We start from the raw sequence: 22162 nt of genomic DNA, 5'->3' as shown, positions 1-22162 counted from the left end.
GTCATTCGAGCTTGGTTCGCAGATCCTTCAGTGTCTTGGCCAGCAGTCGCGAGATCTGCATCTGCGATACGCCCACCCGCGCGGCGATCTGTGACTGCGTCATGTTCCCGAAGAAGCGCAGCACGAGCACGGTGCGCTCGAGGTCCGGCAGCGCGTCCAGCAGCGGTTGGACGGTCACGTGATCTTCGACGCGGGACAACGCCGGATCGATATCACCGAGCGTCTCCGACAGCGGCCTTTCGTCGTCGGTGAGCGGGTAGTCGACCGACAGGGTGCTGTAGGCGTTAGCTACGCGCAGTCCCTCCAAAACCTCGCTCTTGTCGATGTCGAGTGCCTTCGCCAGTTCGCTTGCGGTAGGCGCCCGACCGAGCGTGGTGGTCAGTTGTTTGGTGGCTCCCGTGAGGGCGAGGTGAAGTTCCTGCATGCTGCGCGGCACGCGCATGGCCCACCCGGTATCCCGGAAGTGGCGGCGCACCTCGCCGGTGATGGTCGGGACCGCGAAGGACACGAAGTTCGCTCCGTAGCTTGCGTCGAATCGGTCGACGGCCTTGACGAGACCGAGCCGCGCCACCTGGATCAGGTCGTCCAGCGGTTCTCCGCGTTCGTGGAATCGGCGGGCGATGTGTTCGGCCAGCGGGAGGCAGCGTTCGATCAGCCTCTCGCGCAGCACTTCCCGGCGCGGATCCGAGGCGTCGAGCTGAGCGATGGCTTCGCATTGCGCCGGTACGTCACGGTATTGATCGCGGGCGCGGTGGGTGGTGTCCGGTGTACGCGCGGGGCGAGGATTCGGCGGGACATCGACGGAGGGCTGTGTCCGGGGCAGCTTCCGGCACGTCGTGGAGGAGATCGGGGTGGTGCGGCGGAGCTCGCGGGGTGCTTCGGCGAGCGGGATGGACATGGTCATGTACTCAGCCCTTCTCTGACCGGCCGGTATCAGCGGGAGCGCTGATGGTGTCGGCAAAAAGTCTTCGTTGCGGTGAAGCGGCGGTGCGGCCCTAGTCGACGAGTGCCGGGGAGTTGTCGACGTCCCGGGCCGCAAACATGGCCTCGATGCGTGCCTTGATCTCCTCGGTGCTCATCGCGCTCGCGCTCCGCCCGGCGGCGGATCGAGTAGGGGCGGAAAACGATGAAACAGTGGGCATGATCATGGCGTCCTGTCGTGTGGTCTGCATTGTTCTCATTCTCGAGCGGATCGGTGGGTAGCAGCGAAGAGGCCGGCGACCCCGAGGAGGGCTGTGCTGACCAACGCAGCAAGGGGAATCGAACCGGTCGCCGCGGCCGTGAACCCGGCAATGACCGACACTCCGATTACGCACTGGACGGCGACGGAGACGATCACGGACGGTCGCGTTATCACCCTGGTCTCTCTTTCGACGGCAATGTGAGTTGGTTCGAGTCGGGTCAGGTCGGAAGCGAATCGAGGACGGCGAGGGTGCTGAGGGCGAGCGTCGCGAGGAGGCCACTGACGATCGCTCCTCCGCTGCCCGCCCGAAGGACCAGAACCTCTCCGTCGTCGGGGGTCGCGTTCGCATGTCGGCTGGCCATCGTTTTCTCCTTTCCTCGCGCCCGGCAGTCTGTCGTGCGATGCCCGCTCGATGTCTGACCGAGAACTTATCTGCGTTGGTGAAGATAGATTTTGTTGTACAGCCCTGGAACTAGAAGTTCAAGCGAGCCGATCAGGAATTTTGTTCGTCGAGCGCCGCGGTATCTGCCGAGGAGGCTCGTCGGAGGATGGGGCGCACACGGTCTAATAGCGCGTTTAGCTGCGGTTATCGGCGAGATTGGGTGGTGCGGAACTTGCGGTCAGCGCAGACATGGGTCGCCCGAAAAAGTGGAATCCTGTCTAGCGGTTGCGGCGAGAGTGCGGGTCGTGAAGTTGTGTGGCACCGCGATCGTGACGAAGATTGTCGATGGTCTCCTCCACCGAGGGTCCACCTCGACCGAATTTGTACCCCCCGCGTCACATTGTGTCTGTCGATCCTTGATAGGATTGGTATTCCCTGAGAAGAAGGGAGATCCGGTGACGTCCTCTCAGATGCCACCTCGTTCGAAGCGAGGTGTCTACGGGATCTCGGTGACTTCGGAGCTGACGGGCATCGGGCCCCAGACTCTGCGGTTGTACGAACGGCGCGGATTGATCACGCCGACTCGTACCGGCGGCGGCACGCGCCGGTACAGCGAAGACGACATTGCGCGCCTCGACAAGATCACCGAACTCGTCGCCGACGGGGTCAATCTGATCGGTATCCGCCAGATCCTCGAACTGGAAGCGCAGAACGCGCTGTTGGCGGCGCGAAACGCCGAATTGGAACAGGCAGTCGAATCTCAGAACTCGCCCCACGCGGGGGTCTGAACACGCGTCACCCGCACGGCAGCTGCCGGCGGGTCACTTCTCGTCACGTCAGCTTGCGGTCTGATCGTCGTTCGTCGGGTTGAATTCGTCGTTCGTCGGGTTGAATTCGTCGAACGAGGCATCCGCAGCTTGCCACTTGCCGCTGGCACGAATGTCCGCGAAAGCGATGTCGAAAGCGTCGACCAGCCACGAATGCTCCGCGACCGCCAGCACTTCGTCGGCGGTGCCGTCGGCCGTACCCTGGTGGAGGCTCACCTTCCACAGAGCGGCGGCGTCGGTCTGGTCGACCAATCCGTCGGTTCCGTTCGATGCCAGCAGGTAGCGGTTGTACTCGAAATCGACGCGAATTGCGTAGCCTGCGCCGGTGTTGACGACGTTTGCCGGGCGCTGAGTTGCCGCAGCGAGCGCGGTGAGTGCGTCGCGATAACGTTCGGCGTGTTCCTGAGTGCGGGGCACCGTTCTCTCGTCTCTGGGCGCAGAGGCCGTGACACTCCCGGTCACGACACCTTCACGAACCTTTGCTCCAAGGCAAAGGTTCGTGTCGGTTCGCACCAAAGATTACGGCACTGGTTTCCCGGCCTGTCGCAGCCGGTCGGTCGATTGTCGACCCGTCGAGCGCGGCGAAGCTTCCTCGTAGGGTCCTGTCCCGTCAGTCGAGGAAGAGATCGAGCTGGGGGGCGTCCCCGCCGCCGTAGCGGGACAGGTCCGAGACGCCCAACTCCGCGAGCACGTCCGCATCGATGTAGCAGTGTCCGCTGGTCTCCTTCGCGGGCCGGGACACAATCTCGACTGCTGCGTCGGCCATGATCTCCGGACTGCGCGACGAGGAGAGCAGGGAGGTGCCGTCTTCCATGTTCGCGACCGCGGAGGTGGCGATGTAGGTCTGCGGCCACAGGCAGTTCGCTGCGATCCCGGCGTCGGCATACTCGGCCGCCCAGCCGAGCGACAGCAAGCTCATTCCGTACTTCGACAACGTGTACGACGGGTGTGCGCCGAGCCAGCGCGGGTTCAGGTTCACCGGAGGCGAGATGGTGAGCACATGCGGGTTGGGGGAGCTCCGAAGATAGGGAAGGCAGGCGCGGGTCAGCAGGAACGTCCCGCGGCAATTGATGTCCTGCATGAGGTCGTATTTCTTGGCTGACAGTTCCTCGGTTCCCTCGAGCGCGATGGCACTGGCGTTGTTCACGCAGATGTCGATGCCGCCGAACCGCTCCACCGCGGTGTCGGCGGCGCGCTGCACATCCTCCTCGCGGCGGACGTCACCGACCACGGCGACTGCTTTGCCTCCGACGGCCTCGATGTCCGCGACGGCGGTGTGGACCGTCCCTTGAAGGCGCGGGTGCGGCTCCGCCGTCTTGGCCAGCACAACCACGTTTGCCCCCTGCTTGGCCGCGGCGATCGCGATCGCCAGTCCGATCCCGCGGCTACCGCCGGAAACGATCATGGTCCGGTCATTGAGTGCGTTCTGCTGGCTGGACATCGTTCTCCCTGTTCCGACACTGTCGATCATTGCGTTCTCGACGATGATATTGGCATTCTCATTTTCTGCAAGTACTGTATCCATCGTGAACGACTTCGCTGAAACCTCTTCGGGCATCCCGCTGGAGCCGGTCTACGGGCCGACCGACAGGCGCGCAGAGCCGCCCGCCCCGGGCACCTTTCCCTTCACCCGCGGCAACTTCGCCTCCGGCTACCGGGGCCGGTTGTGGACGTTCCGCCAGTACTCCGGATTCGGCACCGCGGAAGAGTCCAACCAGCGCTATCGGTACCTGCTCGAACAGGGCGGCACCGGATTGTCGGTGGCACTGGACCTGCCCACCCAATGCGGTTACGACTCCGACGACCCCGAGGTCACCGAGGAAGTCGGCCGGGTCGGGGTCGCGGTCGACACCCTCGCCGACGCCGAAGTCCTCTTCGCCGACATCCCGCTGGACAAGATCAGCACCAGCTTCACCATCAACGGGACGGCGGCGATACTGCTGGCGTTCTATGTGGCCGCGGCCGAGCGGGCCGGCGTGCCGCGGGCGAAGCTCACCGGGACGATCCAGAACGACATCCTCAAGGAGTACGCCTCCCGGGGCACGTGGATCTGGCCGCCGGAGCCGTCGCTACGGCTGATTGCCGACACCATCGAATTCTGCGCGGCCGAGGTGCCGAGGTTCAACGCTATTTCGGTCGCCGGTGCGCACTTTCGCGACGCCGGAGCCACCGCGGTGCAGGAAATGGCCTTCACGCTCGCAGACGGAGTCACCTACTGCGACACGGTGGTCGAACGTGGGCGAATGACGATCGACGAGTTCGCTCCTCAGATCTCGTTCTTCTTCTATACGCACGGGGACTTCTTCGAAGAGATCGCCAAGTACCGGGCAGGACGTCGTCGATGGGCCACGATCGTGCGGGAGCGCTACGGTGCGGTGACGGACAAGGCGTCGATGTTCCGGTTCGGTTGTGTTGCCGGCGGCGCGTCCCTCTACGCACCCCAGGCACAGAACAATCTGGTGCGAGTGGCGTACGAGTCGATGGCTTCGGTGCTCGGGGGAGTGCAGTCGATGTTCACCGCGGCGTGGGACGAGCCGTTCGCCCTGCCCAGTGAGGAGTCGGCGACCCTGGCGCTGCGCACCCAGCAGGTTCTGGCCTACGAGACCGGAGTGACGCGTGTCGCGGATCCGCTCGGCGGCTCCTACTTCGTCGAAGCGCTGACCGATGCCACCGAGGCCCGCCTCATCGAGATCATGGACGATCTCGATCAGCACGGCGGCATGGTTCGCGCCATCGAGGACGGGTACCTGCAAGGCCTCATCGCCGACGAGGCGTACAAGCTGCACAAGGACGTCGAATCGGGGGAACGCCCGGTGGTCGGGGTCAACCGGTTCGTCTCGCCGGAGCCGCCGCCCGAAATCTCCACGTACGAGCTGAACGCCGAAGGGCGCGAGCTGCAGCTGAAACGGCTGGCGAAAGTGAAAGCCGAACGTGATCCCGAGGCGGTCAATGCCTGCCTCACCGCTCTGTCCCGCGCCGCGGAAGGAACCGAAAACCTCATGCACCCGTTGATCGATTGCGCCAACGCCTACTGCACTGTCGGCGAGATGGTATCCGCGCTCAAAGCTGTCTGGGGCGAATTCCAGCAGCCGGTGGTGTTCTGATGAGCGCCCGCATACTCGTAGCGAAGCCTGGACTGGACGGTCACGATCGCGGCGCCAAGATCGTCGCCCGCGCACTCCGCGACGCCGGTTTCGAGGTGATCTACACCGGTATCCGCAAGCGGGTCGAGGACATCGTGTCGATTGCCCTCCAGGAGGATGTTGCCGTCGTCGGTCTGAGCATTCTCTCCGGCGCCCATGTGGCGCTGACCACGCGAACGGTCGATGCGCTGCGCGCTGCGGACGCCGGTGACATCGCTGTGGTGGTCGGCGGCACGATTCCCCAGGAGGACGTTCCGCGCCTGCTGTCCGCGGGAGCTGCGGCGGTCTTCCCCACCAGCACCCCCCTGGAGGATCTGGTCACCGGAGTGCGCGCACTCACCGGCACTCCCACTCCCTCTTGACCTTTCGTCATAGAAGCCGAAAGGCGATTACACCGCGTCGACCACCCGGCCACGCGTGCGAGAACAATTTTCGGACCTGGAGGAACAGTGCGAATCGGAGTGATGATCGGGCCCGAGCGAGGGGACTCCGCGCGGAAGGTCGCCCGAATGCTGGACGACGTGGAGTGGGCGGAGAGCGCAGGGTTGGACTCCGTCTGGGTTCCGCAGGTCCCCACGGACTTCGACGCGCTGATCGCCGTGGCGTTGATGGGAACGAGGACGTCCCGCATCGAAATCGGCACGGCGGTAGTACCTCTGCAGGCGCAACACCCCGTCGCACTGGCGCGACAGGCGCTCTCCGCGCATGCCGCCACCGGAGGACGTTTGGCGCTGGGAGTCGGCCCCTCACACCACTGGATCGTTCAGGACATGCTCGGTCTCCCCTATGAGAAGCCGGCCGCGTTCACCCGCGATTACCTGGACGTACTGGACGCCGCGCTGCTCGCACCCGGCCCGGTCGATATCGAGAACAACACCTTCACCGTGCACAACCCGCTCGAGATCGGACCGGTGGCCCCGATGCCGGTCCTGGTAGCAGCCCTGGGCCCGGTGATGCTGACGATCGCAGGCGAGCGAACCGACGGGACCATCCTCTGGATGGCCGACGAGCGAGCGGTCGCCGACCATGTCGTCCCGCGAATTACCAAGGCTGCCGACAATGTGGGGCGTCCGGCTCCACGCATCATCGCGGGTGTCCCGGTCTGTCTTTGCCGGCCTTCGGAAGTCGACACCGCGCGTGAGCGCGCCAACCGGATCCTCGGGGAAGCGGAGATCTCCCCCAACTATCAGCGGCTCCTGGGATACGGCGACGCCGAGGACATCGGTGATCTGTGCGTCGCCGGAGACGAGGACGCCATCCTTGCGGGCTTCCGCCGATACGCCGACGCGGGGGTCACCGACCTGTCGATGCGCCTGCTGCCGATCGGCGACAACCGGGACGAGCTGATCGCTTCGAAGCGTCGTACCCGGGACGTCGTCGCCGAACTCGTCAAGGAGTTGCGGTGACTGCGGGGCCACTCGAGGGCATCCGGATCCTCGAGGTCGGCCATATCCTCGCGGGTCCGTACGCCACCATGATGCTCGCAGACCTCGGCGCAGAGGTCACCAAGATAGAACCACCGAGCGGTGACCTCTCGCGGCAGGTGAGCGACGCCTACTTCGCCAGCCTGAACCGGGGTAAGCGGAGTATCTGCGTAGACCTGACGACCGCCGAGGGACAGGCCCGTCTCGGAGAACTTGCGGCCGAATCCCATGCCCTGCTCGTCAACCTGAAGCCGTCCGCCATTCACCGGTACGGCCTGACCTACGACGCTCTGCGTCGATGGAACGACAAAATAGTCTGTGTCGCGCTCACCGGTTACGGTCTCGACGAGGGAGACGACCCAGCTTTCGACTACGTGATTCAGGCTGTCACGGGTGTCGCCGCACTCACCGGTGACCCGGCAGGGCCGCCGACGCTGCCCGGGTACTCCGCTGCCGACAACTCGACCGGAATGGCAGCCGCACTCGGATTGCTGGCCCAGATCATCTCCGGACGCGGCGGTCAAGTGGAGGTGTCGTTGCGCGACGTCATGCTGTCGCAACTCAACTACCGCGCGTCGGCGTATCTCAACGAAGGCACCGAGCCGCGACGTATGCCGTTCGGTGCCCATCCGTACTACGTGCCTGCGCAGTTGTTTCCGACTGCGGAGGGCCATCTCGCCCTGTTCATCACACATGACGCGTTTTGGCGGAAGTTCGCTACGGAAGCGGGGATCGAAGGATTTCCGACGATGGCCGAGCGCACGGAACGTCGTGACGAGGTCCTCGCAGTCGTGACCGCGGCTCTGGCGGCCGACTCCGCGACGGGCTGGGAGTTCCGGCTGCGACCGTTGGGAGTGCCTGCGGCAGCGGTGCGTTCACTGCCCGACGCACTCGCAGCCACACCGGAGATGATCGCCACTGCCGGTGACTTCCGGTTGGTCGGAAGCCCCATCCGCGTGGCCGGCTTCGACCCGGATTACGGGCCGCCGCCGCGCCTCGGTGAGCACGGCGGCCTGCCGGTTCACTCGTAGCGGACCTTGATCGACCCGGTGTCGGGCACGGCTTGGCAGGTGAGGACGTAGCCTTCGGCCACCTCGTCGTCGCTCAGCGCGTCGTTCACCCGCATGGTCGCGCTGCCCTCGGTCACGGTGGCGATGCAGGTGGCGCAGTTGCCTGATTCGCAAGAGAACGGTGGCGTGAGCCCGGCGCGCCGGGCGCTCTCCAGCAGGGTCTCGTTCGCTTTTCTGGGCACCGACACCTTTTTCCGTCCCAGAACGATCGAGACGGTTCCCTCGACCCCGGAATCGGGTGCGTCGGCCGATGGCGCCGTCGGGGCCGCGGCGCCGAACCGCTCACTGAAGATCCTGCCCGGCCCTGGCAAGGCCGACTCCACCAGAGCCATGAAGGGCTCGGGCCCGCACAGGTAGGAGTCGGCATCTCCTTCGGCGCCGACGAAGTGGCGTACGGCGGCAGCGTCGAGAAATCCGCCCCGGTCGTCGAGGTGCCGTACGAACGAGAACCGGTCGGGATAGCGCTCGGTGAGTTCGTTCAGTACCGCGTCGAACATCACCGATGCGTGGTCTCGGTCGGCGCACAGCAGCCGGACATGCCGGTCCGTGGTCGCCAGCGCGCTCTTCGCCAGCGACAGGATCGGGGTGATCCCGCTGCCACCGCTGAACCCGAGCAACGGCGCCGAGGTCGGACGCAGGCAGAAGGTTCCCGCGGGCCGTGTCAGTTCGACGGCGTCACCCTCGGCGACGTTGTCGTGCAGCCAGTTCGACACCTTGCCGCCGGGAACCCGTTTGACCGTCGTCATCAGCTCGCCATCGGTCTCCGGTGCGCTCGACATGGAGTAGGAGCGGAACAGCTCGGTTCCGTCCACGTCGACCCGGAATGTGCAGAACTGCCCGGCCCGATAGGAGAACGGACCGTCGTGCGGTGCGAGCACGAACGTGCGCGCGTCCGAGCTCTCCTTGACGATTCGCGTCACGGTCGCGCGCTGGAACAAGGGTGGTCTCGACATGCCCGTCGCCTCCTGATATTGAGATTCTAACTGTGAGAGAATATCATTCTCTCTAACGAGATAGGACTTCTCAATGGTGAATTCCCACACGAGAGACGGGGCAGGCATCGGATACCGGGCCCCCGACGAGGAAGAAGAAGCGACCGTGCTCGTGTTCGAGGAGCGCGAATACAGCCTCAGTGAACTCGACGCTCTGGCCGACGGGCTGGCTGCCGAAATGGCCGGTCGCGGCGTGAAGGCAGGTGACCGTGTTGCTCTGATGTCGTCGAACCGGCCGGAATTCGTCGTGGCCGTTCGAGCGATCTGGCGGCTCGGCGCCGCCGTCGTGCTGATCAGCCCGGCGTACAAGCATGACGAAGTCGCGCACGCGCTGGCGCTCACGAATCCGACGCTCGCGGTCGGGGACAGTCCGGTCCTGGCCGGACTTCTGCCGATGCTGAGCCTCGACGATCCGGTCGACCCCGCGCAATGCTCCTTTCCGCCACCCGATCCAATTGCCGAGGCCCTACTCGTGTTCAGTTCGGGCACCACCGGGATGCCGAAGGCCGTGCGGCACACGCACGCATCTTTCGGTGCCGCCGTGCGGCAGTGGTGTGACGCGCTGCAACTGTCGTCGGCGGACAGGATGCAGGTGCTTACTCCGCCCTCACACATCCTGGGCGTCCTCAACATCATGACGGCACTCGAGGTCGGCGCATGGGTGCGGCTGCACCGTCGGTTCGACGTGGACCGGATGCTGCGGCACATCGAGACCGATCGGATCACGGTGGAGATGGCCGTCGCGCCGATTGCGCTGGCCATTGCCCAGCATCCCGACCTCGAATCGTTCGACCTGTCGTCGCTGCGCTACATCATGTGGGGCGCCACTCCGGTCACGCCGAGCGTCGCCGAGACCGTCACCCGGCGCGCGGGGGTCGGCTGGGTACCCGCGTACGGCGCCAGCGAGTTACCGGTGATCGCCTGCAACCCGATCGAAGGGGCCCGTCTGGACAGTGTCGGACGCCCCGTTGCGGGCGTCAGCATCCGGGTGGTGTCGCTCGAGACCGGTGAGCCGCTGGGCGTGGGAGAACCGGGCGAGATTCAGGCTCGAGCGAATTCGCTTATGGCAGGTTACCTGCCCGAGGAGACGAATGCCGAGGCGTTCGTGGACGGGTGGTACCGGACCGGGGACGTCGGTTACCTCGACGAGGACGGCTGGCTTCGGCTCACCGACCGGTCGAAAGAGATGATCAAGGTCAAGGGGTTTCAGGTTGCGCCCGCCGAGATCGAGGCCGTGCTGCACGGGCACCCCGGCGTCGTGGACTGTGCGGTGTTCGGGGTCCCCGACCCGGTCAGCGGGGAAGCAGTGATCGCCGCGGTCGCACGGACCGGCACGACCGAAGCCGAAGAACTCATCACCCTCGTGGGAGACCGGTTGGCGTCCTACAAGCGGCCCAGCCGGGTGGTCTTCGTATCCGACATTCCTCGCCTGCCGTCCGGCAAGGTGTTGCGCCGAGAACTCAAGGAGCGCTATGGACGTACGTCTGACAAGTGAACAGCAACAATTGCGCGATGCCGCAGCCAAATTGGCCGACGATCTGGGACCGGGATCGGTCCAGGACCTCGCCGACGACACTCGGCTCGCACGGTTGGAGAAGGCGGTGGCCACAACAGGGTGGCGATCGCTTCGATCCGACGGGGCGTCGGGTGTGGAAGTCGCCATCGTCGCCGAGGAATTCGGCCGGGGCCTGGTCGATATTCCCTTCCTCGGACCCGTCCTCGCCGATGATTTACACCGGCACGTTTCCGATGATCAGCAGACATGGGCGGTGGCCCTCGACGGGGAAGCGACCGACGCGCGGGGACTCGAACGCGCCCTCGTTCTGAGCGGAAACCGGATCTCGGCCGGTCGAGTGGGAGCCGTTGTTCCGGGAGCGGACCTGACCAGAGGATTCGCGGACATAGTCGAGCCGTTCGAACCCCTCGGCGAACTGTCCGCCGAGCACGTCGAGCGCTGGCATGCCCTCGCCGTCCTCGTCACCTGCGCCGACCTGGTCGGCACGTCCCGCGGCGCCCAAGCGCTCGCCGTCGATTACGCAAAGATGCGCGAGCAGTACGGCAACACGATCGGTTCCTATCAAGCCGTGGCGCATCTGCTCGCGGAGAGTCAGGCGCTGATCGAGGGTTCGGTGAGCGTGCTCCGTCATGCAGCCTGGGCGCTCGACCAGCTGACTCCCGGCGAGGCGCAGCAGGCTGCGCGAGTCGCGAAGATCTACTGCGTGCGTGCTGCCCGAACCGTGTGCGAGACGGCGATTCAGGTACACGGCGGCATCGGCAACACCTGGGAATGCCTCGCGCACGTCTACCTTCGGCGGGCACTGACGTCCACCGAACTGTTCCCCGTACGCCTGGAGGAGATACACCGTGGACTTTCGTGACTCGCCGGAAGAAGCCGCCTTCCGGGACCGACTGCGGTCCTGGCTGGCGGACACGGCCAAGACGTTCCCGACTTCGGGTGACGAGTACTGGGAACGGCAGCCCGAATGGCACCGAGCGCTTTACGGCGCCGGGTTCTTCGGTTTGTCGTGGCCCGCAGAATATGGTGGTCAGGAGCTACCGCCCGTCTACGACGTCATCCTGGACGAGGAACTGGCCATCGCGGGCGCACCCGCCCGGCCGAGCCTCGGGTATCTGGTGATCGGACTCGGCAGGCATGGCAGCGAGAAACTCCGCCGCACCTTCCTGCCCGGAATGATCGACGGAACCGAGCGCTGGTGTCAGGGATTCAGTGAGCCGGGCGCCGGATCGGATCTCGCAGCACTCACCACCACCGCCACCCGTGACGGTGACAACTACGTCATTCACGGACACAAGATCTGGACGAGCTATTCGGATGTGGCCGATTGGTGTCTGCTGCTCGCCCGTACCGAACCTGACAAGCCCCGTCACCGCGGCTTGTCGGCGTTCATCGTCCCGATGAAGCAACCGGGAATCGAGCAGCGACCGCTGCAGATGATGAGCGGCGTCACCAAAGAGTTCGGTCAGGTTCTCTTCGACGGGGCTACGGTGCCCGCGGAGAACATGGTCGGTGCGCCGGGGGAAGGGTGGGCGCTGGCGATGACGGTGGTCGGGCACGAACGAGAGCCCTCCACGCTCGGTTTCGCCGCGAGGTACGACAAGCTCGTACGCGATCTCGTCGCCCGGTCGGAAGGGAGCCTCTCTGCGGAATTGGCATGGGCTGCAGTGCAGACGGAGATGCTGCGCCTGCATGTCCGTCGCAGGCTGTCCGAACAGCTCGACGGTGTGTCGCACGGTTCGGAGGGGTCGCTCGACAAGCTGCTCATGACCTGGGTCGAACAATCGGTCGGGCACGCAGCGGTGTCCGAGGCCGGCACTCGCGACACCGACATGCTGGGCGCCTACCTGTACAGCCGCGCACAGAGCGTCATGGGTGGAACGTCGCAGATTCAGAAGAACATCATCGCCTCGCGAATTCTTGGATTGGGAGTCTGACATGTACGACATGCCCGAGGAGATCGACGTCCGCTCGGACGGTGCCCTGCGCATCATCACGCTGAACCGGCCCGACGCGCTCAATGCCGTCAACGACGGCTTGCACACCGGACTGGCGCGGTTGTGGCCTCAGCTGAGCGAAGACCGGGATGCCCGCGCCGCGGTACTCACCGGAAGCGGCAAAGCCTTCTCTGCGGGTGGCGACTTCGCCTACCTCGCCGAGCTCGCGGCAGACCGCGAACTGCGCGCCCGGACCATCGCTCACGGCCGCGAACTCGTCCTCGGGATGGCACGCTGCCGTATTCCGGTGATCGCGGCGGTCAACGGACCGGCTGTGGGACTGGGCTGCAGCTTGGTTGCGCTCAGTGACATCGTCTACATGGCCGAGACGGCGTACCTCGCTGATCCTCATGTGCAGGTCGGGTTGGTCGCGGCCGACGGTGGACCGCTCACCTGGCCGCTGCAGATCAGTCTGCTGCAAGCCAAGGAATACGCCCTCACCGGCGCACGCATACCCGCGGCGAAAGCATGCGAGCTCGGATTGGCCAACCATATGGTTGCCGATCCGCTGAGCGAAGCCCTCGCTTGTGCCAAACGCATTGCCGAACAGCCCCGGCAGGCTGTCGAGAGCACGAAGCGGTTGCTGAACATGCATATCGAGCGGGCCGTACTCGCCACGCTGGACTATGCGATGACCGCCGAGGAGCTGACGTTCCAGTCCGACGACTTCCAGACCAACATCGCCCGGCTCACGGCGGGAAAGAGCTGAGAAGGGTATGGGCGACGACTTGGGAACCGGTGGCCTGCGGTTCGAGCGTGAGGGTTCGATCGGCTGGTGCGTCATCGATCGGCCGGCGGCGCGGAACGCGTTCACGCCGGCTATGTATTTCGGTCTGAAGCGGGCTGTCCGGCTGGTGAATTCCGATCCCGACCTTGCTGCGCTCATCATCACCGGTGTCGGCGACGTGTTCGCGCCGGGTGGTGATCTCGGCGGCCGAGCAGAGCCGGGCGACTCGCTCCCCGAGGGACTGGCGGGCAACGACGTGGTCCCGTTCCTCACGATCCGGGACAGTCGGGCACCGGTGATCGCGGCCGTCAACGGCATCTGTCAGGCGGGCGGTTTGGTGGTCGCGATGATGTCCGATATCGCGGTTGCCAGCGATCGGGCGACATTCCGGGTGCCCGAGCTCCTCCGCGGTATCCCCGATGCGACCTTTGCAGCGGCTCTTCCCGCGCACATCGGCATAGCCGCAGCGCGGGACCTCATGCTGTCCGCGCGCCGCTTCGATGCCGCCGAGGCGCAGCGCCTGGGGGTGATCTCCCGCGTGGTACCCCACGAGAATCTGCGGGCCGCCGCGTTGGAGGCTGCACGCGAGGTCCTGCAGACGTCCCCCGAGGCCCGCGCCCAAGTGAAGCGAATGTTGAACGAGCGTTACGGATTCATCGACTATCAAACGATGTTCGGTGCACTCGAAACTTCGCCGGAGCCTCGCGAGGGTATGCGGGCATTCATGGAGAAGCGCAATCCGAACTGGATCCCGGCGGATCTTCCGACCTGACTCGAGAGGAGGTCGGGGACCAGGCCTTCGTCGTGTGAGCCGTGACCCGGGAATTACCCGTCGGTGGTGGCCAGTTCTCGGAGAAGGTCCTTGGTGCGGCCGATCGACGCTTTCGCGTCGGGGCCGACGGGGAAGGCTGCAGCCCAGATGTCGGTGGCACCCGCGTCGAGGAGACCTTGCAGCTGGGTGCGCACCGACGTCTCGTCGCCGACGATGGCAACGTCGGCCGGGCTCGACGCACCGCCGACTTCCAGAATGCGTTGGTAATTCGGCATTCCCGCGTACATGGTGGCGGTTGCGGCAACGGCTTCGCGGGCTTCATCGGCGTCGTCGTGAACCGCCACGGGGAGCCCGGCGACAATCCGGGGAGTGGCACGGCCCGCGCCTGTCGCGGCGGCATGGATCGCGGGCGCGACGCGGGATTCGATCACCTTCGCGGAAGCCATCCACAGGATGGTGCCGTCGGCGTACTGCCCTGCCACCCGGAGCATGCGTGGTGACATGGCCGAAAGAAGGACGGGCACCTCGTGGACCAGGGGCACCATGCGGCCGGCACTCCGTGTGGTCCACTCCTGACCGCGGATGTCGACCTCTTCACCGTGGAGCAGTGCGGCGACGATCCGTATATATTCCTCGGTGTTCTGGCCGGGCCGCTCGTAGGAGAGTCCGTACACCTCGCGCACCAGGGACTCGTGTGAAGGGCCCAGACCCAGAGTGAATCCGCGACGGCCCATTGCTTCGGAAACGGCGGCTACCCGATTCGCCTGCAGGAGGGGGTGACACGGATAGGTCTGCAGGACAGCGGTTCCGAGTTCGATCGATGTCGTGGCGCGACCGGCAACCGTCACCGCCGCCAGCGGATCACCGGCGACGGTGCTGGCGTACCAGAGTGAGGTGAAGCCATCCGCCTCGGCTTGTACCGCTTGGTGCACGATCTTGTCGGTCGATGAGGCGCCGCCGGTCAATCCGATACGCATGTGAATCTCCTTGCCGCACGGCCCCAGCCGTGCCTTATGCCCTGTCGATCAAGTACAGATCTCTGTATGAGAGAACTGTAGTATCGAAATAGGAATATTGATAGCTTGATATGAGAATCATATTTCCAAGGAGGAACTGATGTTTGCCAATGTCACCCCCATCACCGATACCGTCGGTGTCGAAATCACGGGAATCGAGGGCAGCCGACTCGCCGACGCGCAGGCTGCCGCCCGGTGCCGAGCCTTGCTCGACATGCACGGTGTGGTGGTCTTTCGTGACGCCCACATCGCAGATGCCGACCTGGTAGCCCTGAGTCGCATGCTCGGCGACGTCGTCGTGGCGCCGGTAGGTGGTCAGGAGAACCACCCGGAAATCTCGGCCATCAGTCTGGATCCAGCCACCACTGTCCTGGCTTCCTACAACAAGGGCACCTTTCACTGGCACATCGACGGCGCCACTGACGCGGTCCCGCAGAAGTCGACGCTCCTCACCGCGCTCGAGGTATCAGAGGAGGGCGGTGACACCGAGTTCGCCAACACCTACGCCAGTTACGAAGCCCTTACCGAGGAAGAAAAGGCATCTTTCGCCGATCTGCGCGTGGTGCACAGCTTCGCAGCGGCGCAACTGCTGGCCAACCCTGATCCGTCGGACAAGCAAAGGGCAGCGTGGGCGCGGGTGCCGACGCGCGAGCACCCCCTGATCTGGACGCGTCGCAACGGACGGAAGTCGCTTCTGCTCGGCGCGACCGCCGCCCACGTGGTCGGCTGGCCCGAGGAGCAGGGGCGGGCACTTCTCGACCGTCTGCTCGACTGGTCGACGCAACCTCGATTTTCTCTGCGACATCATTGGCGTCGCGGCGACCTGGTCTTATGGGACAACACCGGAATGCTGCACCGCGCTGTCCCCTATGCGCCCACCTCACCCCGGTTGCTGCACCGGACCACCCTGATCGGCGAGGAAGCCGTCGCTTGAGCGCATGCAGCCGGCATGCATCGGCCACCATCCACACTCACCGGACCATCTTTGAAGGAGAGGCAGATGACCACCGACGATGTCGCAAGGCTCCAGCGTGACGTGCGGTACTTGATGGACCGCGGCGAAATCCTCGACTGCGTTGCCAGGCATTCTCGTGGCTGCGATCGCCACGATTCCGATCTCCTGTGTGGCACTTACCACGACGACGGAATCGACGAGCACGGCACCAGCACCAACAAAGGACCGGACTACGCGAACTGGGCGAATGCCGCACACGCGGCCACCTCTCTGGCGCATACACACAACATCACCACCCACACGTGCGAGATCGATGGCGATACCGCCCACTGCGAGAGCTACGTGTTGGTGGGATTACTCCTCAACGACGGGGTCACCGTGCAGCTACTCAACGGCCGCTATCTCGACCGACTCGAACGACGCGACGGTCGGTGGCGGATCGCGGTGCGGCGCTCGACCGTCGAATGGAGCGCGAAGGCAGACGCGTCGATGTTGCAATCGCGCTTCTTCACCGAGAAGGCGTTCCTGAGAGGCACGCGAGCCAAAGACGATCTGTCCTACCAGCGCCCGCTGCGCATCGACACACCGGCACCAGCACGCTGGTGACCGACGTGCGGCCGGAATGAGTGCGGCGGAGGTCTCGGGAACGACGGTTCCCGAGACCTCCGCCGCATTCGCACTTATTTCGGCGGGAATCGCAGGCCACCGTCGAGCCGGATGACCTCGCCGTTGAGATAGTCGTTCTCGACGATCGATGCGGCGAGAGTCGCGTACTCGGATGGCCGGCCCATCCGCTTGGGATGGGGAACCTGGGGCCCCCAGTAGGCCTCGAGTTGATCGCCGGCCTTGCCGTAGGCCGGAGTCAGGATGGTGCCAGGTGCAATCGTCACGACCCGGATACCGAGGGGGGAGAGGTCCCGGGCGGCCACGAGGGTCATGCCGACGATGCCGCCCTTCGCTGCGGAGTAGGGGAGTTGTCCGATCTGGCCTTCGTAGGCCGCGATGGACGCGGTATTGATGATTACGCCTCGGCCGCTGTCGTCGATCGGCTCCTGCTTGGCGATTGCGGCCGCGGCCAATCGCATGACGTTGAAGGACGAGATCAGGTAGGACTCGATGGTTGTCCGGAAGGCAGCAAGATCCATGGGGCTTCCATCCTTGCCGACGAGCCGCCCGCCCCCGGCTGGGCCGCCGTGTGTGTCCACCGAGATGCGCAGCGGCCCCAGCGACTCCGCCTCGGCGATCGCAGCCCCGACGGATTCCTCGTCCGAGGCGTCGGTACGCACGTAGCGGACTCCCAGCTCCTCCTCCAGTTCCTTGCCCTTGTCGTCGGCGACGTCGGCGACGACCACCTTGGCTCCCGCCTCATGGAGACGGCGAACGGTGGCTTGGCCCAACCCGCCCGTGCCTCCGACGACTATCGCGGAACAACCCATGATCTGCATCGCAATTTCCCTTCTTGCAAGTAAGCCTCTTGTACTGAGAGAATCATGTTCTCATGAACATCAACATGATTCTAGAGATGGCCGCGACCGACAGCGACAAGGCGGTTGTGACCGTCGACGAGCGCTCGTTGACCGCCGCGCAGCTCCTCGACCTCGCCCACCGCGCCGCCGACCGGTTCCGGGATCACCCGGCCGTGCTCTATCTCGGTGCCAATCATCTCGGCTATCCGGTCGCCCTGTTCGGTGCCGCCCTGGCCGGCGTCCCGTTCGTGCCACTCAACTACCGGCTCGGTGATCAGCAGTTGACTGCACTGCAGGATCGCCATGCCGGCGCCGTGATCCTCCGCCCCGAAGATCTCGACGCACTCGTCGATGTCGACGTGGTGCCGGACGCGCCCGCGGAAGCGCCTGCCGCGCAGTGGGACGGTGACAGCGTCGCCGTGATCATCTACACGAGCGGGACCACGTCCGATCCCAAGCCTGCTGTGCTGCGGCATCGGCACCTGCTGGCCTACGTCCTGAACACGATGGAGTTCGCATCCGCCGCGGACACGGATGCCGCGTTGGTGGCAGTTCCGCCCTACCACATCGCCGGCCTGACGAACCTCCTCTCGAACCTGTACACCGGGCGTCGCGTCGTCTATCTGGCCGGGTTCGACCCGACCGTGTGGCTTGACACCGTCCGGCGCGAGGGCATCACGCACGCAATGTTGGTGCCCACGATGCTGGCCCGCGTCGCCGCCGAACTGGGCGACGCCGACGCGGAAACGCCGACGCTGCAGAGCCTGGCCTACGGCGGATCCCATACTCCGAGGCCCGTTCTCGAGCACGCGCTGCGCGCATTCCCGGACACGGGGTTCGTCAACGCCTACGGTCTCACCGAAACGGCGTCGTCGGTGGCCGTTCTGTCCCCCGAAGATCACCGGGCGGCGTTCGCGACGAGCGATCCGGCTGTGCGGGACCGGCTCGGGTCGGTCGGGCGGCCGCTGCCCGGGATCGAGATCGAGGTCCGCACGGAAACCGGTGAGCCGGTCGCGGCAGGCGAGACCGGCCTGGTCTTCGTGCGGGGCGAGCAGATTTCCGGCGAATACGGCGGACGCAGTGTGCTCGACGCGGACGGCTGGTTCGCGACCCGGGACCTCGGTCACCTCGATGCGGACGGCTACCTGTTCGTCGAGGGCAGGGCTGACGACACGATCATCCGCGGCGGCGAGAACATCGCACCGGCAGAGATCGAAGACGTGCTGCTCCGCCACCCGGCGATTTCCGAGGCAGCAGTGATCGGAATACCCGACACCGAATGGGGACAGCGAATAGTCGCTGTTCTCGTCGGTGACGCCGACCCGGCCGAAATCAGGCAGTGGGTCAAAGACAGGCTGCGTTCCTCGAAAACCCCGGACACCGTCGTGTTCCGAGATGAACTCCCGAAAACCGAGACCGGAAAACTACTGCGCCGCACCCTTGTGGCCGAACTGGAGAACTCCCATGCCTGAAGCAGTCATCGTTTCCGCTCTGCGCACTCCCATCGGCACTGCCGTGAAGGGAACGTTGCGCGACACCACCGCTCACGACCTCGCTCACCACGTCGTCGCCGCAGCAGCGGAAGATATCGACCCGGGTCTGATCGACGATGTGATCTTGGGTGAGGGCCTGTACGGCGGCGGGGTGGTTGCCAGGCACGCCGCACTCACCGCAGGCCTGACCGAGGTTCCCGGGCTGGCGCACAACCGGCACTGCGCTGCCGGCCAGGCCGCGGTGCAGAGCGCGGCCGCGAGCATCCGGGCGGGTATGGACGAGCTGGTCATAGCCGGCGGAGTCAACTCGGCGTCCACCTCGCCGAAATCACTGTTCAAGGTGGACGGCGAGTGGGTGCCGTGGTTCCCGCCCACCCATCCCGAACAGGCCAACGCCCCCACCATGGATATGTCGATCACGGTCGGATGGAACGCGGCCGTCGAGGCGGGCGTGACCCGGCAGGAGATGGACGAGTGGGCATTTCGCTCACATCGCAACGCCGTACAGGCCATCGATGAGGGCCGGTTCAAGGAGGAGATCGTTCCCATCGACACGCCCCACGGACTCTTCTCGGTCGACGAGCATCCGCGGCGCGAGACGAGCTTGGAGAAACTCGCGTCACTGAAGCCGCTGCATCCGGAGATCGAAGGGTTCAGCATCACAGCAGGCAACGCGTGCGGTGGCAACGACGGCGCTGCCGTCCTGACGATTGCGAGTGACCGTCTCGGATTACCCGCGCTGGCCACCGTCCGGTCGTGGGCGTCCGTCGGGATCGACCCCGCACTCACCGGTCTGGCGCCGGTCAGGGCAATCCCGAAAGCCCTTAGCCGCGCGGGTATCTCCCTCGCCGATGTCGACCTGTTCGAAATCAACGAAGCTTTCGCCGCGATGTGCGTTGCCACTATCAAGCTGCTCGAGATCGAGCCGGACAGGGTCAATGTGAGCGGAAGTGGTTGTTCGCTCGGACATCCGGTCGCAGCGACCGGTGCCCGGATGCTGGTGACGCTGGTGCACGAACTGCGCCGCCGCGGTGGCGGTATCGGTGTGGCGGCAATGTGTGCGGGCGGGGGAATGGGGTCGGCGACGGTGATCGAGGTTCCAGCGCCGTGACTGTGAGCCGACCCGTCAGTGATTTCCTTGCGTCATCCAGTGTGTCGGACCTCGTCGCGGCAGCGCGTGCAGGATCCGTGCGTGCGGCGGGACGGTTGCTCAGCCTGGTCGAGAGTAACCGTCGCTCCGAAGTGCTCGACTCGCTGGCCGCGGTGGTCGACTCGCCGGCCGCGGCGCCCGCCCGGGTGGTCGGTGTGACGGGGCCGCCCGGTGCCGGAAAGTCGACGACCATCGGAGCCCTCGTCGCAGAGTATCGGCAGCGGGGCCTGCGGGTGGCGGTACTGGCGGTCGACCCGTCCTCGCCGTACAGCGGCGGTGCGCTACTCGGCGACCGAATCCGGATGGCTGCGCACATCAACGACCCGGGTGTGCTCATACGGTCGGTCGCAACGCGCGGCCACCTGGGCGGACTGGCCGCGGCGGTGCCCGCGGCCATCCGCCTGCTCGGGGCGCTGTCGTATGACCTCATCCTGCTCGAAACGGTGGGGGTGGGGCAGTCCGAGATCGAGATCGCGGCCATCGCTGACCCCACGATCGTGATACTCAACCCCGGTGCAGGTGACGCTATCCAAGCCGCGAAGGCAGGTTTGTTGGAGGTCGCAGACATCCTCGTCGTCAACAAGGCCGATCGCGATGGCGCCGACCAGACCGTGCGAGACCTCCGAGCCGAGTCCCACGTGCCGATTCTCACCCTCGTCGCCGCACGAGCCGAGGGCGTGTCCACGTTGGTGGAGGTGATCGAGGCCCACCGTCGCGCCGACACACTCGCGCGCCGGACAGCCCGGGCGCGGGCACAGGTGCTCTCCCTTGCACACACTCGCCTGCGGACTCATCCCGGCCTGGCGCACCTTGCCGCCTCGGTCGCGGCCGGCCGCCACGACCCCTACACGGCGGCTGATCTGTTGCTCGCTCCCGCGTCCGAGGCCGCCCACGACACACGGGTCTTCCGGTACGAGACGGAAGACCCGGCCTTCTGTGATGCGCGCGGATCAACCGAGTGAGGCAATGACCTGGGGAAGGTCGGTGGTCGAGCGGATTCCCGAGGCGGCAGCGCACACGAAGGGCACCGCGTTCACAGCGCGGTGTGCCGTGTAACCGGGCGCCACCGCACCCATCCGTTCGAGTGGCACCGGCATTGTGATGTCGATGTCGAGGGGTGCGTCCCCATCGACAGTGACATGCCAGCCGGTGGCGCGGACGTCCCAGGCCGGATCGACGTCGGCTGTGCAGTACCAGGTAGCGCGGAAGCGTAACAGTGCCCGGCCGCCCCGCATACCGGCGGCGGTAATTCGCTGGGCCGCCACCGTACCCGCCTCCAGGACCCCGGCGGCGATGTGGGTTCTGTGGCGGGCGGTGGCAACCTCGCCACTCGCCTCCACGGAATCGAGCGGCTGCCCGAGGGCGTCGGCGACGAGTTGGAGCGAGGGCCCGAAACTCGTTCGCGCATGTGATAACCGGGCTTCGCTGAAACCACCGGGAGCGCGTCCGAATCCCATGATGTTGAACAAGAGGTCGGGCGAATCCCTCTGCGACAGATCGGCATACTCGTCAATCGTCAAGTTGTCGAGCTGTCGCTGGATCGAGGTCAACACGAGCGGAACGGCTTCGGTGATGAAACCGGGACTGCTGCCGGTGCTGTGGATCGAGGTGTTGCCGAGCTCGCACGCGGCCTCGACCCGTGCGCGTACCTCGGGGTCCATGCCCGCCGGATAGTGGAACTCACCGCGGGTTGTCACGATATTGATCCCCGACGCCAGCAACCAGCACACTTCGTCGAAGTCGCACGCACGCGGCATGTACAGCACACAATCCGCTCCGGAGTCCACGACCTCCTCGATGCTCCGGGTGGCGGTGATGCCGGTAGCGGGCAGCCCGCACAGTTCGCCCGCGTCGCGGCCGATCTTGTCGTCTGCGTGGACGTACACACCGGCCAAGGTCAGCGTCGGGTGTTCGATCACCGCCCGGAGTGCACGGGTGCCGATGTTTCCTGTCGCCCATTGCACGACCCGATACGGCCGGGTGGCAAGAGTTGAGTCGACAGCGTTCTCGGACAAGGGATTTACACTCATGTCACACCTTTGATCGGTC

General features: G+C 65.5%; 25 protein-coding genes. 16 read left to right on the top strand and 9 right to left on the bottom strand.

All coding sequences use genetic code 11. From position 1 onward, the window contains the following. Position 1: 1 nt before the first annotated feature. The gene (locus tag JQT59_RS33165; RefSeq protein WP_249354012.1) at positions 2-904 is read right to left on the bottom strand and encodes a SigB/SigF/SigG family RNA polymerase sigma factor; all 903 of its coding nucleotides are present in this window, start codon (positions 902-904) and stop codon (positions 2-4) included. Positions 905-995: 91 nt separating this feature from the next. Continuing rightward, positions 996-1172, bottom strand: coding sequence for a hypothetical protein (locus JQT59_RS33160; protein ID WP_213578374.1), 177 nt, complete (start codon positions 1170-1172; stop codon positions 996-998). A gap of 63 nt (positions 1173-1235) precedes the next feature. On the opposite strand from JQT59_RS33160, the gene JQT59_RS33155 reads away from it, so the two are divergent. After that, positions 1236-1385 carry a hypothetical protein gene (locus JQT59_RS33155; RefSeq protein WP_213573692.1) on the top strand — a complete coding sequence of 50 codons (150 nt, stop codon included), beginning with the start codon at positions 1236-1238 and terminating at the stop codon, positions 1383-1385. 16 nt (positions 1386-1401) lie between these two features. On the opposite strand, the gene JQT59_RS33150 is transcribed toward JQT59_RS33155, so the two are convergent. Beyond that, positions 1402-1545, bottom strand: a complete 144-nt coding sequence (locus JQT59_RS33150) for a hypothetical protein (RefSeq protein WP_204164875.1) — start codon at positions 1543-1545, stop codon at positions 1402-1404. Positions 1546-2035: 490 nt separating this feature from the next. Between JQT59_RS33150 and JQT59_RS33145 the strand changes: the two genes are divergently transcribed. Then, complete coding sequence (locus JQT59_RS33145) at positions 2036-2353, top strand: MerR family transcriptional regulator (RefSeq protein WP_159926889.1); 318 nt, start codon at positions 2036-2038, stop codon at positions 2351-2353. 48 nt (positions 2354-2401) lie between these two features. Here the strand turns inward: JQT59_RS33145 and JQT59_RS33140 are convergent, their stop codons facing one another. Both JQT59_RS33140 and JQT59_RS33135 read right to left on the bottom strand, forming a co-directional pair. Beyond that, positions 2402-2809: a hypothetical protein gene (locus JQT59_RS33140; protein WP_213573690.1), complete on the bottom strand. Its 408-nt coding sequence runs from the start codon at positions 2807-2809 to the stop codon at positions 2402-2404. A gap of 193 nt (positions 2810-3002) precedes the next feature. After that, positions 3003-3833, bottom strand: a complete 831-nt coding sequence (locus JQT59_RS33135) for an SDR family oxidoreductase (RefSeq protein ID WP_213573689.1) — start codon at positions 3831-3833, stop codon at positions 3003-3005. Positions 3834-3918: 85 nt separating this feature from the next. Between JQT59_RS33135 and JQT59_RS33130 the strand changes: the two genes are divergently transcribed. From JQT59_RS33130 to JQT59_RS33115, 4 genes are all read left to right on the top strand, one after another. Continuing rightward, positions 3919-5496: a methylmalonyl-CoA mutase family protein gene (locus JQT59_RS33130; RefSeq protein ID WP_213573687.1), complete on the top strand. Its 1578-nt coding sequence runs from the start codon at positions 3919-3921 to the stop codon at positions 5494-5496. Next, entirely contained in the window at positions 5496-5897 is a 402-nt protein-coding gene (locus JQT59_RS33125; RefSeq protein WP_109326953.1) for a cobalamin B12-binding domain-containing protein, read from the top strand. Before JQT59_RS33130 ends, JQT59_RS33125 begins: the two co-directional genes overlap by 1 nt. A gap of 87 nt (positions 5898-5984) precedes the next feature. Beyond that, positions 5985-6941 (top strand): LLM class F420-dependent oxidoreductase, encoded by a 957-nt coding sequence (locus JQT59_RS33120; protein WP_213573685.1) that lies wholly within the window; start codon positions 5985-5987, stop codon positions 6939-6941. Next, the gene (locus JQT59_RS33115) at positions 6938-7990 is read left to right on the top strand and encodes a CaiB/BaiF CoA transferase family protein (protein ID WP_213573683.1); all 1053 of its coding nucleotides are present in this window, start codon (positions 6938-6940) and stop codon (positions 7988-7990) included. The genes JQT59_RS33120 and JQT59_RS33115 overlap by 4 nt, the downstream gene beginning before the upstream one ends. Here JQT59_RS33115 and JQT59_RS33110 read toward each other — a convergent pair. Then, a complete protein-coding gene (locus JQT59_RS33110) occupies positions 7981-8982 on the bottom strand; it encodes a ferredoxin--NADP reductase (RefSeq protein WP_213573681.1) in 1002 nt (333 codons plus the stop codon). The genes JQT59_RS33115 and JQT59_RS33110 overlap by 10 nt on opposite strands. Before the next feature lie 73 nt (positions 8983-9055). Here JQT59_RS33110 and JQT59_RS33105 point away from each other — a divergent pair, with 73 nt between their 5' ends. Genes JQT59_RS33105 through JQT59_RS33085 form a run of 5 tightly spaced genes read left to right on the top strand, consistent with a single transcriptional unit; the run spans position 9056 to position 14033 of the window. After that, positions 9056-10516 carry a class I adenylate-forming enzyme family protein gene (locus JQT59_RS33105; RefSeq protein WP_213573679.1) on the top strand — a complete coding sequence of 487 codons (1461 nt, stop codon included), beginning with the start codon at positions 9056-9058 and terminating at the stop codon, positions 10514-10516. After that, positions 10494-11399, top strand: coding sequence for an acyl-CoA dehydrogenase family protein (locus JQT59_RS33100; RefSeq protein WP_213573677.1), 906 nt, complete (start codon positions 10494-10496; stop codon positions 11397-11399). Before JQT59_RS33105 ends, JQT59_RS33100 begins: the two co-directional genes overlap by 23 nt. Further along, positions 11386-12474: an acyl-CoA dehydrogenase family protein gene (locus JQT59_RS33095; protein ID WP_213573674.1), complete on the top strand. Its 1089-nt coding sequence runs from the start codon at positions 11386-11388 to the stop codon at positions 12472-12474. The genes JQT59_RS33100 and JQT59_RS33095 overlap by 14 nt, the downstream gene beginning before the upstream one ends. 1 nt (position 12475) lies before the next feature. Next, entirely contained in the window at positions 12476-13243 is a 768-nt protein-coding gene (locus tag JQT59_RS33090) for an enoyl-CoA hydratase/isomerase family protein (RefSeq protein WP_213573672.1), read from the top strand. Between the two features lie 7 nt (positions 13244-13250). Beyond that, positions 13251-14033: an enoyl-CoA hydratase/isomerase family protein gene (locus JQT59_RS33085; RefSeq protein WP_213573670.1), complete on the top strand. Its 783-nt coding sequence runs from the start codon at positions 13251-13253 to the stop codon at positions 14031-14033. Positions 14034-14086: 53 nt separating this feature from the next. On the opposite strand, the gene JQT59_RS33080 is transcribed toward JQT59_RS33085, so the two are convergent. Beyond that, a complete protein-coding gene (locus JQT59_RS33080; protein ID WP_213573668.1) occupies positions 14087-15010 on the bottom strand; it encodes a TIGR03564 family F420-dependent LLM class oxidoreductase in 924 nt (307 codons plus the stop codon). 139 nt (positions 15011-15149) lie between these two features. On the opposite strand from JQT59_RS33080, the gene JQT59_RS33075 reads away from it, so the two are divergent. After that, positions 15150-15983, top strand: coding sequence for a TauD/TfdA dioxygenase family protein (locus JQT59_RS33075; RefSeq protein WP_213573666.1), 834 nt, complete (start codon positions 15150-15152; stop codon positions 15981-15983). A 66-nt stretch (positions 15984-16049) separates the two neighbouring features. Then, positions 16050-16610 (top strand): nuclear transport factor 2 family protein, encoded by a 561-nt coding sequence (locus JQT59_RS33070; RefSeq protein WP_213573664.1) that lies wholly within the window; start codon positions 16050-16052, stop codon positions 16608-16610. A 74-nt stretch (positions 16611-16684) separates the two neighbouring features. Here JQT59_RS33070 and JQT59_RS33065 read toward each other — a convergent pair whose 3' ends face one another. Further along, positions 16685-17449, bottom strand: a complete 765-nt coding sequence (locus JQT59_RS33065) for an SDR family oxidoreductase (protein WP_109326970.1) — start codon at positions 17447-17449, stop codon at positions 16685-16687. Between the two features lie 53 nt (positions 17450-17502). Between JQT59_RS33065 and JQT59_RS33060 the strand changes: the two genes are divergently transcribed. From JQT59_RS33060 to meaB, 3 genes are read left to right on the top strand one after another with little or no spacing between them, the layout of a single operon-like run. Then, positions 17503-18942, top strand: a complete 1440-nt coding sequence (locus tag JQT59_RS33060) for a class I adenylate-forming enzyme family protein (RefSeq protein WP_213573662.1) — start codon at positions 17503-17505, stop codon at positions 18940-18942. After that, on the top strand, positions 18935-20074 hold the full coding sequence (locus JQT59_RS33055; RefSeq protein WP_213573660.1) for a thiolase family protein: 1140 nt from the start codon (positions 18935-18937) through the stop codon (positions 20072-20074). Before JQT59_RS33060 ends, JQT59_RS33055 begins: the two co-directional genes overlap by 8 nt. Beyond that, complete coding sequence (meaB, locus tag JQT59_RS33050) at positions 20071-21075, top strand: methylmalonyl Co-A mutase-associated GTPase MeaB (RefSeq protein ID WP_249354011.1); 1005 nt, start codon at positions 20071-20073, stop codon at positions 21073-21075. The genes JQT59_RS33055 and meaB overlap by 4 nt, the downstream gene beginning before the upstream one ends. On the opposite strand, the gene JQT59_RS33045 is transcribed toward meaB, so the two are convergent. Continuing rightward, complete coding sequence (locus JQT59_RS33045; RefSeq protein ID WP_213573658.1) at positions 21064-22143, bottom strand: NAD(P)H-dependent amine dehydrogenase family protein; 1080 nt, start codon at positions 22141-22143, stop codon at positions 21064-21066. The genes meaB and JQT59_RS33045 overlap by 12 nt on opposite strands. Between the last annotated feature and the right edge of the window lie 19 nt (positions 22144-22162).

This window comes from Rhodococcus sp. USK13 (genome assembly GCF_018343855.1).
GTDB classification, from domain to species: domain Bacteria; phylum Actinomycetota; class Actinomycetes; order Mycobacteriales; family Mycobacteriaceae; genus Rhodococcus_F; species Rhodococcus_F oxybenzonivorans.
Note: the sequence above shows the minus strand (reverse complement) of the source record. Positions and strands in the feature narration are given on the sequence as shown.

Excerpts from the sequence above, each read along its gene's own strand:
- JQT59_RS33090 (WP_213573672.1), top strand. The coding sequence starts at position 12,476 with ATGTACGACATGCCCGAGGAGATCGACGTCCGCTCGGACGGTGCCCTG.
- JQT59_RS33075 (WP_213573666.1), top strand. The coding sequence starts at position 15,150 with ATGTTTGCCAATGTCACCCCCATCACCGATACCGTCGGTGTCGAAATC.
- JQT59_RS33150 (WP_204164875.1), bottom strand. The coding sequence starts at position 1,545 with ATGGCCAGCCGACATGCGAACGCGACCCCCGACGACGGAGAGGTTCTG.
- JQT59_RS33105 (WP_213573679.1), top strand. The coding sequence starts at position 9,056 with ATGGTGAATTCCCACACGAGAGACGGGGCAGGCATCGGATACCGGGCC.
- JQT59_RS33135 (WP_213573689.1), bottom strand. The coding sequence starts at position 3,833 with ATGTCCAGCCAGCAGAACGCACTCAATGACCGGACCATGATCGTTTCC.
- JQT59_RS33165 (WP_249354012.1), bottom strand. The coding sequence starts at position 904 with ATGACCATGTCCATCCCGCTCGCCGAAGCACCCCGCGAGCTCCGCCGC.
- JQT59_RS33160 (WP_213578374.1), bottom strand. The coding sequence starts at position 1,172 with ATGCAGACCACACGACAGGACGCCATGATCATGCCCACTGTTTCATCG.
- JQT59_RS33145 (WP_159926889.1), top strand. The coding sequence starts at position 2,036 with ATGCCACCTCGTTCGAAGCGAGGTGTCTACGGGATCTCGGTGACTTCG.
- JQT59_RS33070 (WP_213573664.1), top strand. The coding sequence starts at position 16,050 with ATGACCACCGACGATGTCGCAAGGCTCCAGCGTGACGTGCGGTACTTG.
- JQT59_RS33085 (WP_213573670.1), top strand. The coding sequence starts at position 13,251 with ATGGGCGACGACTTGGGAACCGGTGGCCTGCGGTTCGAGCGTGAGGGT.
- JQT59_RS33125 (WP_109326953.1), top strand. The coding sequence starts at position 5,496 with ATGAGCGCCCGCATACTCGTAGCGAAGCCTGGACTGGACGGTCACGAT.
- JQT59_RS33060 (WP_213573662.1), top strand. The coding sequence starts at position 17,503 with ATGAACATCAACATGATTCTAGAGATGGCCGCGACCGACAGCGACAAG.
- JQT59_RS33065 (WP_109326970.1), bottom strand. The coding sequence starts at position 17,449 with ATGCAGATCATGGGTTGTTCCGCGATAGTCGTCGGAGGCACGGGCGGG.
- JQT59_RS33055 (WP_213573660.1), top strand. The coding sequence starts at position 18,935 with ATGCCTGAAGCAGTCATCGTTTCCGCTCTGCGCACTCCCATCGGCACT.
- JQT59_RS33045 (WP_213573658.1), bottom strand. The coding sequence starts at position 22,143 with ATGAGTGTAAATCCCTTGTCCGAGAACGCTGTCGACTCAACTCTTGCC.
- JQT59_RS33100 (WP_213573677.1), top strand. The coding sequence starts at position 10,494 with ATGGACGTACGTCTGACAAGTGAACAGCAACAATTGCGCGATGCCGCA.
- JQT59_RS33080 (WP_213573668.1), bottom strand. The coding sequence starts at position 15,010 with ATGCGTATCGGATTGACCGGCGGCGCCTCATCGACCGACAAGATCGTG.
- JQT59_RS33110 (WP_213573681.1), bottom strand. The coding sequence starts at position 8,982 with ATGTCGAGACCACCCTTGTTCCAGCGCGCGACCGTGACGCGAATCGTC.